The sequence below is a fragment of the Mycobacterium sp. shizuoka-1 genome (assembly GCF_002723835.1).
In the GTDB taxonomy this organism is placed as follows: domain Bacteria; phylum Actinomycetota; class Actinomycetes; order Mycobacteriales; family Mycobacteriaceae; genus Mycobacterium.
This window is the reverse complement of the sequence record NZ_BEWG01000046.1, coordinates 20,607-34,771: the sequence shown is the minus strand read 5'-3', so window position 1 is coordinate 34,771 and position 14,165 is coordinate 20,607. Positions and strand designations below refer to the sequence as shown.

Sequence of the window (14,165 nt, the reverse complement as noted above, 5' to 3'; positions counted from 1 at the left end):
CGTCGGATAGCCCGCCGGCGGAAACGCACTGGGTGCCTCATAGCCGGAGTAGGTCGCCGGAGCGGGCTGGTCCCCCGACGGAGCGTGAAAGCCGTGCGCCGGCGTGGCATCTTCCTGCTCGATCGGCGGGGCTTCGTAGGTCCCGCCGGAAGGCTCCTGGTCACCCGCGTTCTGGGGTTTTTCGCCGGAGTCACCGCCGGAAGCTGTCATGCTGTTCAACCTAGCGTATGTGCAGGTGGCGCGGGACTGGCTCGCGGTGGGGCACCATCGCCTGCGGTGCCGCGTTGAGCAGGCATCGGGCCGCCACGCGCGGGCGGCCACGACGCGACAACCGTCACGCACGACAGGAGAATGTGCAGATATGACCACCCCCTTTCCGGGTCAGAACCCCGGCGGTTCGTCCGCCGCGGCTCGTCGTGGGCCCGTGAGCCTGCCGACGCCGCCCAAGGGCTGGCCGATCGGTTCCTATCCCACCTACGCCGAGGCGCAGAAGGCCGTCGACTACCTGTCCGACGAGCAGTTCCCGGTTCAGCAGGTCACCATCGTCGGCGTGGATCTGATGCAGGTCGAGCGAGTCACCGGCCGGCTGTCCTGGCCCAAGGTGCTCGGTGGCGGCGTGATCACCGGCGCCTGGCTGGGCATCTTCATCGGCCTGGTGTTGGGATTCTTCAGCCCCAACCCGTGGGCATCGCTGATTACCGGTGTCGTCGCTGGTGTGATCTTCGGCCTCATCACGTCGGCTGTTCCTTACGCGATGGCGCGTGGCACAAGGGATTTCAGCTCGACCATGCAGCTGGTGGCGGGGCGATACGACGTACTCTGCGATCCGCAGAGCGCCGAGAAGGCGCGGGACATGCTGGCGCGCTTGACGATTTAGACACCACCCGCAGCGCCGGGCGCGGTCACGATTTGGGCCGCTACGGCGCGGCAGTGTTGCACATCACGGCCCCGGGGTTCTACGGTTTGGGCCACGGGGCAATGCCCTGCCGTGATGCAGCATGCGCCGAAACCCGGACGGTTGCGCCACGAGTCGAGGAGACGGGAGGCGGTTGCCGTGGCAAGCCCAGGCGCGCGCGCTCGACGGGTGGGCGCGGCCGCCATCGCCGCCGTCACCACCGCATCGGTGGTGACCTCGTGTGGCTCCGCCGATCACGGAATCGTCGTCAGCTTCTACACACCGGCCAGTGAGACCGCCACGTTCACCGCTGTGGCCAAACGGTGCAATGACGAACTCGGCGGGCGCTTCCGCATCGAACAGCGCAGCCTGCCCAAGGCGGCCGACGATCAGCGTCTGCAGCTCGCGCGGCGGCTGACCGGCAATGACCGCACGCTCGATCTGATGGCACTGGATGTGGTGTGGACCGCGGAGTTCGCCGAGGCGGGTTGGGCGTTGCCACTTTCCGAGGATCCGGCAGGACAGGCGCAAGCGGACGCCACCGACAACACGTTGCCCGGCCCGCTGGAGACCGCGAAATGGCAGGACAAGCTCTATGCCGCGCCGGTCACCACCAACACCCAGTTGCTCTGGTATCGAGCAGATTTGGTGGCGCCGCCGCCGGACACCTGGGATGGCATGGTCGCCGAGGCGACCCGTCTGCACGCCGCGGGGAAACCGAGCTGGATCGCGGTCCAGGCCAAGCAGTACGAGGGTCTGGTGGTCTGGTTCAATACTTTGCTGGAAAGTGCTGGGGGACAGGTCCTTTCCGGCGACGGCAAACGGGTCACCCTGACCGACACCCCCGAGCACCGGGCCGCCACGGTCAAAGCGCTGCAGATCATCAAAGCGGTGGCCACTGCGCCGGGCGCCGATCCGTCGGTCACCCAGACCGACGAGGGAACCGCGCGGCTGGCCCTCGAGCAGGGTAAGGCGGCGCTGGAGGTCAACTGGCCGTTTGTGTTCGCCTCGATGCTGGAGAACGCCGTCAAGGGCGGGGTGCCGTTCCTGCCGCTGAACGAGAAGCCGGAGCTGGCGGGCAGCATCAACGACGCCGGCACCTTCTCTCCGACCGACGACCAGTTCACCGTCGCCTTCGATGCCGCCAAGGAGGTGTTCGGGTTCGCCCCGTATCCCGGTGTGATCCCGGGCCAACCCACCAAGGTCACCCTCGGTGGGCTGAACATCGCGGTGGCCAAGACCACCCGGCATCCGGCTGAGGCGTTCGAAGCCGTGCGCTGCATCCGCAACCTCGAAAATCAGAAGTACACCTCGATCGAGGGTGGTCTGCCGGCGGTGCGCACCTCGCTCTACTCCGACCCGGAGTTCCAGAAGAAATACCCGCAGTACGCGATCATCCGCGACCAGCTGACCACTGCGGCGGTGCGCCCGGCGACCCCGAACTATCAGGCGGTGTCGACCCGTATCTCGGCCACGCTGGCCCCGATCACCCAGATCGACCCGGAGAGGACCGCCGACGAGCTCACCGAGCAGGTGCAGAAGGCGATCGACGGGAAGGGGCTGATCCCATGACCGCCGCCACGGCTCGCAGCGACGATCGTCGCTCGCAGCGCAGGCTCGCCTATCTGTTGATCACGCCGGCCGTCGTCCTGATGCTCGCGGTGACCGCGTACCCGATCGTGTACGCGCTGTGGCTGAGCATGCAGCGTTACAACCTCGCCAGCCCGGCCGACACGAAGTTCATCTGGTTCGAGAACTACCAGACCATTTTGAGCGACAAGTACTGGTGGACGGCGTTCGTGATCACACTGGTGATCACCGTGATCTCGGTGGCCATCGAGTTCGTCCTGGGCATGGCGCTCGCACTGGTCATGCACCGCACCATCTTCGGCAAAGGTCTGGTGCGCACCGCGATCCTGATTCCGTACGGCATCGTGACCGTCGCCGCCTCCTACAGCTGGTACTACGCTTGGACTCCGGGCACCGGCTATCTGGCCAACCTGCTTCCCGACGGCAGCGCCCCACTGACGCAACAGATTCCCTCGCTGGCCGTCATCATCTTGGCCGAGGTGTGGAAGACCACGCCGTTCATGGCGCTGCTGCTGCTGGCCGGGCTCGCGCTGGTCCCGGAGGACCTGCTCAAGGCTGCCCAGGTAGACGGCGCCGGGCCATGGACGCGGCTGATCAAAGTCACGCTGCCGTTGATCAAACCGGCGATCCTGGTGGCGCTGGTCTTCCGCACGCTAGACGCATTCCGGATCTTCGACAACATTTACGTGCTCACCGGCGGCGCGAACGACACCGCATCGGTGTCGATCCTGGGGTACGACAACCTGTTCAAGGCGTTCAACATCGGGTTGGGCTCCGCGATCAGCGTGCTGGTGTTCTTGTCGGTCGCCGTCATCGCGTTCATCTACATCAAGCTGTTCGGCGCCTCGGCGCCCGGCACGGACAACGAGGGGCGCTAGCGATGTCTGAGCGGGTGGGTACCCGGCGGGCGGTGAGCTGGGTCGTCATCGACGCACTCGTGGTGATCTACGCGCTGTTCCCGGTGCTGTGGATCCTGAGCCTGTCGCTCAAGCCCACGTCGTCGGTCAAGGACGGCAAATTCATCCCGTCGCAGATCACCTTCGACAACTACAAGGGGATCTTCAGCGGCAACGCGTTCAGCTCCGCGCTGATCAACTCGATCGGCATCGGGTTGATCACCACGGTGATCGCGGTGGTGATCGGCGGCATGGCGGCCTACGCGGTGGCCCGGCTGGAGTTCACCGGCAAAAAAGCGCTCATCGGTGCCGCACTGCTGATCGCGATGTTCCCCCAGATCTCCCTGGTGACACCGCTGTTCAACATCGAGCGGCGACTCGGCCTGTTCGACACCTGGCCGGGGTTGATCATCCCCTACATCACGTTCGCGCTGCCGCTGGCGATCTACACGCTGTCGGCGTTCTTCCGGGAGATCCCCTGGGATCTGGAGAAGGCCGCCAAGATGGACGGTGCCACACCGGCGCAGGCGTTTCGCCGGGTCATCGCACCGCTGGCCGCGCCGGGGATCGTGACCGCCGCCATCCTGGTGTTCATCTTCGCGTGGAACGACCTGCTGCTGGCGCTGTCGCTGACCGCCACCGACGCCGCGATCACCGCCCCGGTGGCGATCGCGAACTTCACCGGCAGTTCGCAATTCGAAGAGCCGACGGGTTCGATCGCGGCCGGCGCGATGGTGATCACGGTGCCGATCATCGTGTTCGTTCTCATCTTCCAACGACGGATCGTCGCCGGGCTGACCTCCGGCGCGGTGAAGGGGTAGCGAGGTTTTCGATGGCCGAGATCGTTCTGGACCATGTCACCAAGAGTTACCCGGACGGTGCTGTCGCCGTGAAGGACCTCAGCCTGACGATCGCCGACGGCGAGTTCGTCATCCTGGTGGGGCCATCGGGGTGCGGAAAGTCCACCACGCTCAACATGATCGCCGGGCTGGAGGACATCAGCTCCGGTGAGCTGCGCATCGGCGGCAGCCGGGTCAACGAGAAGGCTCCCCGCGACCGGGACATCGCGATGGTCTTCCAGTCGTATGCGCTCTACCCGCACATGACGGTCCGCCAGAACATCGCGTTCCCGTTGACGCTGGCCAAGCTCAGCAAGGCCGAGATCGCGCAGAAGGTCACCGAGACGGCAAAGATCCTCGACCTGTCCGATCTTCTGGACCGCAAGCCCTCCCAGCTGTCCGGTGGCCAGCGCCAGCGGGTCGCGATGGGGCGTGCGATCGTCCGAGCGCCCAAGGCGTTTCTGATGGACGAGCCATTGAGCAACCTGGACGCGAAGTTGCGCGTGCAGATGCGCGGTGAGATCGCCCGGCTGCAGAACCGGCTGGGCACCACCACCGTCTACGTCACCCATGACCAGACCGAGGCGATGACGCTCGGCGACCGTGTCGTGGTGCTGCGCGCCGGCGAGGTGCAGCAGATCGGCACCCCGGAGGAGCTCTACGGGCAGCCCGCGAATCTCTTCGTCGCCGGTTTCATCGGTTCACCGTCGATGAACTTCTTCCCGGCCTCGCTGTCCGACATGGGGTTGCGGTTGCCGTTCGGCGAGGTGACGCTGAGTCCGGAGGTCGCCGATGTGGTGGGCCGACACCCCAAGCCCGCCAACGTCATCGTCGGAATCCGGCCCGAGCATTTCGAGGACGCCGCCCTACTGGACGCCTACGAGCGCATCCGCGCGCTGACCTTCGACGTGAAGGTCGACCTGGTGGAGTCGCTGGGCGCGGACAAGTACGTCTACTTCGCAACCTCCGGTGACGGCGCCAAGTCTGCCCAGCTGGCCGAACTGGCCGCGGAATCCGGTGCCGGCGAGAACGAGTTCGTGGCGAGGCTGTCGGCGGACTCCAAGCCCGTCGTCGGGCAGACCGTGGAGTTGGCGTTGGACACCACCAAACTGCACGTGTTCGACGCCGACACGGGGGCGAACCTCACGATCCCCCCGCCGGCCTAAGTGAGTCAGTCCCTGGGTCCGGTCCGCGAGCATGTGCGCCGCCACTTCGCCGAGGCCGGCATCGACACCGAGCCGGATTCGGCCAGTGTGACATTCCTCGGCCTCGAACGGATCGATGTGTTGCGGTTCGGGCCGGCGCCGGACGGGGTGGCTCACTATGTGACGCTTGGGTGTTCGCGCCATCCGATGGCCGAGCCGACCTCGGATGTCGCCGACCCGTTGCGTGGCCCCCGCGCCGAGGTCGTGCTGAGCCTGCGGGCCACCGCCCCGACGACCGGGCTGGCGCGCGCCCTGGCCGTGGTGGCCGCCACACCCGCCGTGGAGGGCGTCGTGCTGGTGGCTGATGCGCTGATCGATCTGTCCGCACCGCTGTGGGAGGGTTCCGCGTTCACGGCTGTGCTGCTTGGCGATTCGGCCATCGCCGAGCTGCCACTGGAGGCGCCACGAGACCCGGTGAAGTTTCTGGCCGCGGTGCCGGTCACTCAGACCGAGGCCGCCTGGGTGCGGCTCAAAGGCGCCGAGGCGATGCGGCAGGCCTGGCTCGATGACGGAGTCGACATCCTCGATCCGAACCGGCGCGCGGCGCAGCCGAATTGAGCCGACCGCCGCGACTACAGCCAGTGGTTGCGGCGGAAGTTCAGATAGAGGAATCCGCAGACTGTCGCCATCAACGTGAGCACGGCCGGATAGCCCCAGGTCCAGGACAGCTCCGGCATGTGCTCGAAGTTCATCCCGTAGATTCCGGCGATCATCGTCGGGACCGCCGCAATGGCGACCCACGCCGAGATCTTGCGCATGTCGAGGTTCTGCTGCAGGCCCACCTTGGCGAGTTCGGCCTGCACCAGCGAGCTCAGCAACTCGTCGTAGCTCGAGATCTGGTCCCCGGCCTGGCTCTGCAGGCTGAGCACGTCGCGCATGTAGCGCAGGACCTCTTTGGTCATCAGATCTTTGTGGTCGGTGGTGATCTTTTGCAGTGCGGCCGTCAGCGGACCGACCGCACGACGCAGTTCGACGACCTCGCGCTTGAGCATGTAGATCTGGGCGATATCGGTCTTGAGATCGGGGGAGAACGCCTCTTCCTCGATGGTGTCGATATCGCATTCCATCAGGCGGGCCACGTCGAGATAGCTCTCCACGACGTGCTCGGCGATACCGTGCATAACCGCATAGGGGCCCAGCGCAAGTTGGACGTGTTCGGCTTCCAGATGATGGCGCAGCCCGGCCAGCCCGGTGTGGTCGCCGTGCCGGACCGTCACCACATAGTCGGCCCCGACGAACACCATGATCTCGCCGGTCTCGACGATCTGGCGGGCTTGGGCAACCGATTCGTGCGGCACGTACTTGACGGTCTTGACGATCAGGAACAGCGCGTCGTCATAGCGCTCCACCTTGGGTCGCTGATGGGCGTGCACGGCGTCTTCCACCGCGATCGGATGCAGGTTGAAGGTGTGGGCCACCGACTCCATCTGATGCTCGTCGGGCTCGTGCAGACCCAGCCATACGAACGCCCGTTGTCCTTCTGCCGTGAGCTCGTGCACCTTGGCCAGCGCCGCCGCATGGGTGTACTTGCCCGGCAATCGTTCGCCGTCGAGGTAGATCGCGCAGTCGACCATGGCCCGGGCCACCGGGACGTGGATGCGCCGGGCGTCGACTTCGGATGGGCCGGCTCGGCCGGGACCGAGCAGCGACGGCGGCAACGGACGGAACGACGGCATCATCCGACCTTCCCTCGAGCGGCAGGCGGGGCCCTGCCGGCCCCGCGGAAATGTTACGCGCCGGTAGCGTCGTCGGCGCGGTTCACGGCGGGGAGACCCTGGTCGGTGAGGTTTTGGGGGCGAGTACCCTGACGCCGTGTCCGAAATGGTGAGTACCCCCCGCGTCGTCATCGATGACGAAGAGATCTTCGCCGCTCACGTGGGCGGCAAGCTGTCCGTGGAGCTGAAGGCGCCGCTGGACACCCAGCGCGCGCTGTCGATCGCCTACACCCCGGGTGTGGCACAGGTCAGCCGTGCGATCGCCTCCGACCACACGCTGGCCAAGAAGTACACCTGGGCCAACCGCCTGGTTGCGGTCGTCAGCGACGGTACCGCCGTACTGGGCCTCGGCGACATCGGTCCCGCCGCGTCGCTGCCGGTGATGGAGGGCAAGTCCGCGCTGTTCAAGACGTTCGGCGGGCTGGACTCCATCCCGATCGTGCTCGACACGAAGGACCCCGACGAGATCGTCGAGACGGTCATCCGGTTGCGCCCGACGTTCGGCGCGGTCAACCTCGAAGACATCTCCGCGCCCCGTTGCTTCGAGATCGAGCGGCGCCTCATCGAGGCACTGGACTGCCCCGTGATGCACGACGATCAGCACGGCACCGCGATCGTCGTCCTCGCCGCGTTGATGGGGGCGACCAAGTGCCTCGACCGTGACATGCGCAGCCTGAAGGTGGTGATGTCGGGTGCGGGCGCCGCGGGCGTCGCGTGCACCAACATCCTGCTGGCCGCGGGCATCACCGACATCACCGTGCTGGACAGCCAGGGCATCCTGCACACCGGCCGCAGCGACATGAACTCGGTCAAGGCCGAGCTGGCGTCGCGGACCAACCCGCGCGGTCTGACCGGTGGCATCGCCGAGGCGCTCGACGGTGCCGACGCGTTCATGGGCGTGTCGGCGGGCCTGGTGCCCGAGGAGTTGATCGCGACGATGACCCCCGGCGGCATCGTGTTCGCGATGTCCAACCCGGACCCCGAGATCCACCCGGACGCGGCCCGCAAGCATGCCGCGATCGTGGCGACCGGGCGAAGCGACTTCCCCAACCAGATCAACAACGTGCTGGCCTTCCCCGGGGTGTTCCGCGGTGCGCTCGACGCGGGTGCGCGGCGGATCACCGAGAAGATGAAAGTCGCTGCGGCAGAGGCGATTTTCTCCGTCGTCGGCGATGATCTGGCGGCCGATCACATCGTGCCCAGCCCGTTGGATCCGCGAGTCGGCCCGACGGTGGCCGCGGCGGTGGCAGCGGCATCCGAGTCCTGAGTCCAGACCTGTTGAGGCCGACGATGTTTCGCCGGCTGCTGATAGGGCTGCTGGTTCTTGTCATCGCGGGGTGCGGCGGATCGCCGTCGCCGGGCCCGTCGCTGGCCGTCGGCTCGACCGCCGACCCCGAGGACACCCTGCTGGCCAACCTGTACGCCGCGGCGTTGCGCTCCTACGGCAGCGCCGCTCACGTGCAGGTCGTCGCGGATCCGCTGGCGGCGCTGGATTCCGGGGACGTCAACGTGGTCCCGGGATTCACCGGCCGGTTGCTTCAGACGTTCGCGCCTGGCACGAATGTCCGCTCCGATTCCCAGGTGTACCGCGCCGTGCTCGGAGTGCTCCCGGAAGGCGTGGCGGCGGGGGACTACACCACCGCTGCCGAGGACAAGCCCGCGCTGGCCGTGACCGACGCGACGGCCGCCGCGTGGGGCAGTCGTGATCTGACCGCCCTGGTGCGGCACTGCGCCGGGCTGCGTGTCGGCGCTGTGGCGCACACCCGGGGAGTGCCGAGTGCGGTCGGCGACTGCGCGCTGCCGCCGGTACGCGAATTCGCAGACCAGGCAACGCTGTTCGCGGCGCTTCGGGCCGGGACGATCACCGCCGCGTGGACATCCACCGCAGAGACCGGGGTGCCCAGCGATGTTGTCGTGCTGGCCGACCGTAAACCCGCGTTGGTGATGGCCGAGAACATCCTGCCGCTCTACCGGCGTAACGAACTCGACGATCGTGCGGTGCGCGCGATCAACGAGCTCGCCGGCGTGCTCGACACCGGCTCGCTGGTCGACATGCGAGAACACGTCGCCGAGGGCCGCGACCCCCGCTCGGTCGCCGAGGAATGGTTGTCAGGACACCCGTTGGGGCGCTGAGGAATCAGCGCATCGGCGGAGCGAGCTTGGGCAGCACCGTGGAGAACAGTTGCTGATAGCCCGATCCGGTGATCCGCACGATGACGTCGAGGATCTTGGCGTCGGCACCGACGAGGACGCGGGCCTTGTTCTTGCGCACCGCATCGAGGATGATCTGCGCCGCGCGCTCGGGCGTGGTGCGGGCCAGCTTCTTGTCGAAGGCGCTGGCCATCGCGGCCTGGTCGAGTCCTTCGGCCACGGTCGAGTTGCGCGCGATCGCGGTCTTGATCCCGCCCGGATGCACCGTGGTCACCTTCACCGGGTGCTTGGCCAGGATCATCTCCTGACGAAGCGCTTCGGTGAAGCCACGCACGGCGAACTTGGCCGAGTTGTAGGCGGCCTGGCCGGGTACGGAGAAGATGCCGAACAGGCTGGAGACGTTGACGACGTGGCCGTCGCCGGACTCGATCAGGTAGGGCAGGAACACCTTGGTGCCGTTGACGACGCCCCAGAAGTCGACGTCCATGATCCGTTCGATGTCCTTGAACTGGCTGATCTCGACGTCACCGGAGTAGGCGATCCCGGCGTTGTTGTAGATCTGATTGACCTTGCCGAAGTGCGCCTTGACGCCGTCGGCGTACGCCTGGAAGGCCTCCCGCTCGGTGACGTTCAGCCGATCAGCCTTGACGTCGACGCCGATCGCCTTGAGGCGCTCCTCGGTCACCGCCAGCCCCTCGGTGTCGATGTCGCTGATGGCCACCTTGGCGCCCGATCGGCCCAGTTCGATCGCCAGTGCCTGACCGATGCCCGACCCGGCTCCGGTGACCACCGCTACCTTCCCGGCAAACCCCTGCATGAACGACTCCTCCGAGTTGTTTGACGCGTGTTTAATGGGACCCAGGGTATCGGGTGGGCACCCCGCGGGTAACAGCGGGATACCCGACCGCGATGCTTAGGGCATGACGTTTCGCCGTATGGCTGGTGCCGCGACCGTTGCCGGGTTGATTGCCGGCGCGCTCGCGCTGGCCGCCCCCGCCCAGGCCGACACCACCACCGACGATTTCCTGAACGCGCTGAGCTCTGCCAGCGGCCTCGAAGGGATCGATCCGGGGCAGGCCGTGGAGCTCGGCCAGTCGATCTGCCCGCTGCTCGCCGACCGCAGCCAGAACACCGCTGACATCGCCTCGACCGTCGCCGACCGGTTGGGCCGGCCGCTGGGCCCGGCCACCATGTTCACCGGACTGGCCGTCTCGTTCCTGTGCCCGCGCGCCATGCAGGACCTGGCGAACGGCAACTCGCCCATCCCGCTGGACCTGCTGAACAACTTCGGCTTCTAGACCGCTCAGCCGCGTCCGCGAGCGTGCGGTTTCGTCCGCGACTCGCCGGTCGCGGCGTATCAGACCGCACACTCGCGGACCCTGGAGCTAGCCGAACGCCTCGTCGATGATCTCCTGCTGTTCGACGGCGTGCACCTTCGACGAGCCAGACGACGGCGCCGACATGGCGCGCCGGGAGATCCGCTTGATCCCGGTCAGCTTCTCGGGCAACAACTCGGGCAGCGTCAGCCCGAACGTCGGCCAGGCGCCCTGGTTGGCCGGCTCCTCCTGGACCCAGAAGAACTCTGCTGCGTTCGGGTAGGAGTCCAGCGTGTTGCTCAACCGCCGCTTGGGCAGCGGCGCCAGCTGTTCGACCCGGACGATCGCGACGTCGTCGCGCTTGTCCTTCTCCTTGCGTGCGGCCAGCTCGTAGTAGATCTTGCCGCTGGTCAACAGGATGCGAGTGACCTTGTTGCGGTCGCCCTCACCGTCGGTGTAAGTCGGCTCCTCCAGGATCGAGCGGAACTTCTGCTCGGTGAAGTCGCGGATGTCGCTGACGGCGGCCTTGTTGCGCAGCATCGACTTGGGTGTGAACACGATCAGCGGACGATGCACGCCGTCCAGGCCGTGCCGGCGCAGCAGGTGGAAGTAGTTCGCCGGAGTCGACGGCAGCGCGATCGTCATCGAACCTTCGGCCCACAGCTGCAGGAACCGCTCGATGCGGCCCGAGGTGTGGTCCGGTCCCTGACCTTCGTGGCCGTGCGGCAGCAGCAGCACCACGTCGGAGAGCTGGCCCCACTTGGCCTCACCGGAGCTGATGAACTCGTCGATGATGGACTGCGCACCGTTGACGAAGTCGCCGAACTGCGCCTCCCACAGCACCAGCGCGTCGGGGTTGCCCACCGAGTAGCCGTACTCGAAGCCGACGGCCGCATACTCCGACAGCGCCGAGTCGTACACCAGGAACCGGCCGCCGGTCGGCGTGCCGTCCGGGTTGACCGTCAGCAGGTCCAGCGGGGTGAACTCCGCGCCGGTCTTGCGATCGATGATCACCGCGTGCCGCTGGGTGAACGTGCCGCGACGGGTGTCCTGACCGGAGAACCGGATCAGCTTGCCCTCCGCCAAAAACGTTCCCAGCGCCAGCAATTCGGCGAATGCCCAGTCGACCTTGCCCTCGTAGGCCATCTCGCGGCGCTTCTCCAGCACCGGCTTGACCCGCGGGTGCACGTTGAAGCCCTCGGGGAACGCCAGGTGCGCATCGCCGATCCGGGCCAGTAGCGCCTTGTCCACCGCGGTGGTCATGCCCCGCGGGATCATCTGGTCGGCTTCGACCGACTCGCTGGGCTCGACCTCGTGCTTCTCCAGCTCGCGGACCTCGTTGAAGACCCGCTCGAGCTGGCCCTGGTAGTCGCGCAGCGCGTCCTCGGCCTCTTTCATCGAGATGTCGCCGCGGCCGATCAGGCTTTCGGTGTAGGACTTGCGGACACCGCGCTTGGTGTCGATGACGTCGTACATGTACGGCTGGGTCATCGACGGGTCGTCACCCTCGTTGTGCCCGCGACGGCGGTAGCACAGCATGTCGATGATGACGTCCTTCTTGAATTTCTGCCGGAAGTCCACCGCCAGTCGCGCCACCCAGACGCACGCCTCCGGGTCGTCGCCGTTGACGTGGAAGATGGGCGCTCCCACCATCTTTGCGACGTCGGTGCAGTACTCCGAGCTGCGCGAGTCCTGCGGCGACGTGGTGAAGCCGATCTGGTTGTTGACGATGATGTGGATTGTGCCGCCGGTGCGGTAGCCGCGCAGCAACGCCAGGTTCAGCGTCTCGGCGACCACGCCCTGGCCGGCGAAGGCCGCATCGCCGTGCAACATCATCGGCATCACGGTGAAGCCGTCATCGCCGGTGCCCTTGTCCAGCAGGTCCTGCTTGGCCCGAACGATGCCTTCCATCACCGGGTCCACGGCTTCCAGGTGCGACGGGTTGGCGGTCAGCGACACCGCGATGTCGTTGTCGCCGAACATCTGGATGTAATTGCCGGTGGCGCCCAAGTGGTACTTGACGTCGCCCGAGCCGTGCGCCTGCGACGGGTTCAGGTTGCCCTCGAACTCGCTGAAGATCTGCGAATAGGGCTTGCCGACAATGTTGGCCAGCACGTTGAGCCGGCCGCGGTGCGGCATGCCGATGACGACCTCGTCGAGTGCGTGCTCGGCGGCCTGGTCGATCGCAGCGTCCATCATCGGGATGACGGTTTCGGCGCCTTCGAGGGAAAAGCGCTTCTGGCCCACGTATTTGGTTTGTAGGAAGGTTTCGAAGGCCTCAGCGGCGTTCAGCTTGGACAGCACATATTTCTGCTGGGCGACCGTCGGCCCTTCATGCTTGACCTCGATGCGCTCCTGAAGCCACTTCTGCTGCTCGGGCTCGAGGATGTGGGTGTACTCCACACCGATGTGGCGGCAATAGGCGTCGCGCAGCAGCCCGAGGACGTCGCGCAGCTTCTTGTATTCCTTGCCCGCGAACCCGTCGACCTTGAACACCCGGTCCAGGTCCCACAGCGTCAGGCCGTGGGTGTTGACGTCGAGATCGGGGTGGCTGCGGAACCGGGTCTTGTCCAACCGCAGCGGGTCGATGTCGGCCATCAGGTGCCCACGGTTGCGGTAGGCCGCGATCAGTTCCATCACCCGGGCGTTCTTGTCGACGATCGAATCCGGGTTGTCGGTGCGCCAGCGGACCGGCTCGTACGGGATGCCCAACTCGAAGAAGATCTCGTCGAAGAAATCATCGGAGAGCAGCAGCTGGTGGATCGTCCGCAGGAAATCGCCCGACTCCGCACCCTGGATGATCCGGTGGTCGTAGGTGGACGTCAGGGTGATGAGCTTGCCGATGCCGAGTTCGGCGATGCGCTCCTCGCTGGCGCCCTGGAATTCGGCGGGGTATTCCATCGCCCCGGCGCCGACGATCGCGCCCTGGCCCGCCATCAGCCGCGGCACCGAATGCACGGTGCCGATGGTGCCGGGGTTGGTCAGCGAGATCGTCACGCCGGCGAAGTCCTCGGCGGTCAGTTTGCCGTCGCGGGCGCGCCGCACGATGTCCTCGTAGGCGGCGATGAACTGACCGAACCGCATGCTCTCGCAGTTCTTGATGGCAGCGACCACCAGCGAGCGCTTACCGTCCTTGCCCTGCAAGTCGATCGCCAGGCCCAGGTTGGTGTGTGCCGGGGTAACGGAGTTCGGTTTGCCGTCGATCTCGGCGTAGTGGCGGTTCATGTTGGGGAACGCCTTGACCGCCTGGACGATCGCATAGCCGAGCAGGTGGGTGAAGGACACCTTGCCGCCGCGGGTGCGCTTGAGGTGGTTGTTGATGACGATGCGGTTGTCGATCATCAGCTTGGCCGGGATGGCCCGCACGCTGGTCGCGGTGGGGATTTCCAGCGACGTGTTCATGTTCTTCACGACCGCGGCGGCCGCGCCGCGCAACACCTGGGTGTCGTCGCCGTTGTCGGCGGGGGCCGCCTTGGGTGCGGGAGCCTTGGCGGGGGCCGGCTTGGCCGGGGCGGCAGCAGGGGCTGCCGCCCCGTTGTCCGCCGGCGCTGCCTTGGC

General features: G+C 66.6%; 12 protein-coding genes and 1 pseudogene. 9 read left to right on the top strand and 4 right to left on the bottom strand.

The window, feature by feature from the left end; translation table 11 throughout:
* Positions 1-210 (bottom strand): annotated as a pseudogene (locus MSZK_RS32370) (hypothetical protein); the annotation flags it as partial.
* 151 nt (positions 211-361) lie between these two features.
* Between MSZK_RS32370 and MSZK_RS14620 the strand changes: the two are divergent.
* The 6 genes from MSZK_RS14620 (at position 362) to MSZK_RS14595 (ending at position 5,983) form a co-directional block, all read left to right on the top strand.
* The gene (locus MSZK_RS14620; protein ID WP_099248926.1) at positions 362-877 is read left to right on the top strand and encodes a general stress protein; all 516 of its coding nucleotides are present in this window, start codon (positions 362-364) and stop codon (positions 875-877) included.
* Positions 878-1,054: 177 nt separating this feature from the next.
* On the top strand, positions 1,055-2,467 hold the full coding sequence (locus tag MSZK_RS14615) for an ABC transporter substrate-binding protein (RefSeq protein WP_099248924.1): 1,413 nt from the start codon (positions 1,055-1,057) through the stop codon (positions 2,465-2,467).
* Complete coding sequence (locus tag MSZK_RS14610; protein ID WP_099248922.1) at positions 2,464-3,363, top strand: carbohydrate ABC transporter permease; 900 nt, start codon at positions 2,464-2,466, stop codon at positions 3,361-3,363. Before MSZK_RS14615 ends, MSZK_RS14610 begins: the two co-directional genes overlap by 4 nt.
* A gap of 14 nt (positions 3,364-3,377) precedes the next feature.
* The gene (locus MSZK_RS14605; protein ID WP_199203342.1) at positions 3,378-4,202 is read left to right on the top strand and encodes a carbohydrate ABC transporter permease; all 825 of its coding nucleotides are present in this window, start codon (positions 3,378-3,380) and stop codon (positions 4,200-4,202) included.
* A gap of 11 nt (positions 4,203-4,213) precedes the next feature.
* Entirely contained in the window at positions 4,214-5,386 is a 1,173-nt protein-coding gene (locus MSZK_RS14600) for an ABC transporter ATP-binding protein (protein ID WP_099248918.1), read from the top strand.
* Entirely contained in the window at positions 5,387-5,983 is a 597-nt protein-coding gene (locus MSZK_RS14595; RefSeq protein ID WP_099248916.1) for a suppressor of fused domain protein, read from the top strand.
* 14 nt (positions 5,984-5,997) lie between these two features.
* On the opposite strand, the gene MSZK_RS14590 is transcribed toward MSZK_RS14595, so the two are convergent.
* The gene (locus tag MSZK_RS14590; protein WP_099249009.1) at positions 5,998-7,101 is read right to left on the bottom strand and encodes a magnesium and cobalt transport protein CorA; all 1,104 of its coding nucleotides are present in this window, start codon (positions 7,099-7,101) and stop codon (positions 5,998-6,000) included.
* Between the two features lie 145 nt (positions 7,102-7,246).
* On the opposite strand from MSZK_RS14590, the gene MSZK_RS14585 reads away from it, so the two are divergent.
* Together MSZK_RS14585 and MSZK_RS14580 are read left to right on the top strand one after the other, a co-directional pair.
* Positions 7,247-8,407, top strand: coding sequence for an NADP-dependent malic enzyme (locus tag MSZK_RS14585; RefSeq protein ID WP_099249007.1), 1,161 nt, complete (start codon positions 7,247-7,249; stop codon positions 8,405-8,407).
* Between the two features lie 23 nt (positions 8,408-8,430).
* Positions 8,431-9,273 (top strand): glycine betaine ABC transporter substrate-binding protein, encoded by an 843-nt coding sequence (locus tag MSZK_RS14580; RefSeq protein WP_099248914.1) that lies wholly within the window; start codon positions 8,431-8,433, stop codon positions 9,271-9,273.
* A gap of 4 nt (positions 9,274-9,277) precedes the next feature.
* On the opposite strand, the gene MSZK_RS14575 is transcribed toward MSZK_RS14580, so the two are convergent.
* Entirely contained in the window at positions 9,278-10,108 is an 831-nt protein-coding gene (locus MSZK_RS14575; protein ID WP_099248912.1) for an SDR family oxidoreductase, read from the bottom strand.
* Positions 10,109-10,211: 103 nt separating this feature from the next.
* Between MSZK_RS14575 and MSZK_RS14570 the strand changes: the two genes are divergently transcribed.
* Complete coding sequence (locus MSZK_RS14570; protein WP_099248910.1) at positions 10,212-10,589, top strand: DUF732 domain-containing protein; 378 nt, start codon at positions 10,212-10,214, stop codon at positions 10,587-10,589.
* 87 nt (positions 10,590-10,676) lie between these two features.
* On the opposite strand, the gene MSZK_RS14565 is transcribed toward MSZK_RS14570, so the two are convergent.
* Positions 10,677-14,165, bottom strand: a 3,489-nt coding sequence (locus tag MSZK_RS14565; protein WP_233211314.1) for a multifunctional oxoglutarate decarboxylase/oxoglutarate dehydrogenase thiamine pyrophosphate-binding subunit/dihydrolipoyllysine-residue succinyltransferase subunit, incomplete at its 5' end; no start/stop codon positions are given.

Coding starts and splice junctions, on each gene's coding strand:
- MSZK_RS14570 (WP_099248910.1), top strand. CDS start 10,212: ATGACGTTTCGCCGTATGGCTGGTGCCGCGACCGTTGCCGGGTTGATT.
- MSZK_RS14585 (WP_099249007.1), top strand. CDS start 7,247: ATGGTGAGTACCCCCCGCGTCGTCATCGATGACGAAGAGATCTTCGCC.
- MSZK_RS14610 (WP_099248922.1), top strand. CDS start 2,464: ATGACCGCCGCCACGGCTCGCAGCGACGATCGTCGCTCGCAGCGCAGG.
- MSZK_RS14590 (WP_099249009.1), bottom strand. CDS start 7,101: ATGCCGTCGTTCCGTCCGTTGCCGCCGTCGCTGCTCGGTCCCGGCCGA.
- MSZK_RS14620 (WP_099248926.1), top strand. CDS start 362: ATGACCACCCCCTTTCCGGGTCAGAACCCCGGCGGTTCGTCCGCCGCG.
- MSZK_RS14580 (WP_099248914.1), top strand. CDS start 8,431: ATGTTTCGCCGGCTGCTGATAGGGCTGCTGGTTCTTGTCATCGCGGGG.
- MSZK_RS14575 (WP_099248912.1), bottom strand. CDS start 10,108: ATGCAGGGGTTTGCCGGGAAGGTAGCGGTGGTCACCGGAGCCGGGTCG.
- MSZK_RS14600 (WP_099248918.1), top strand. CDS start 4,214: ATGGCCGAGATCGTTCTGGACCATGTCACCAAGAGTTACCCGGACGGT.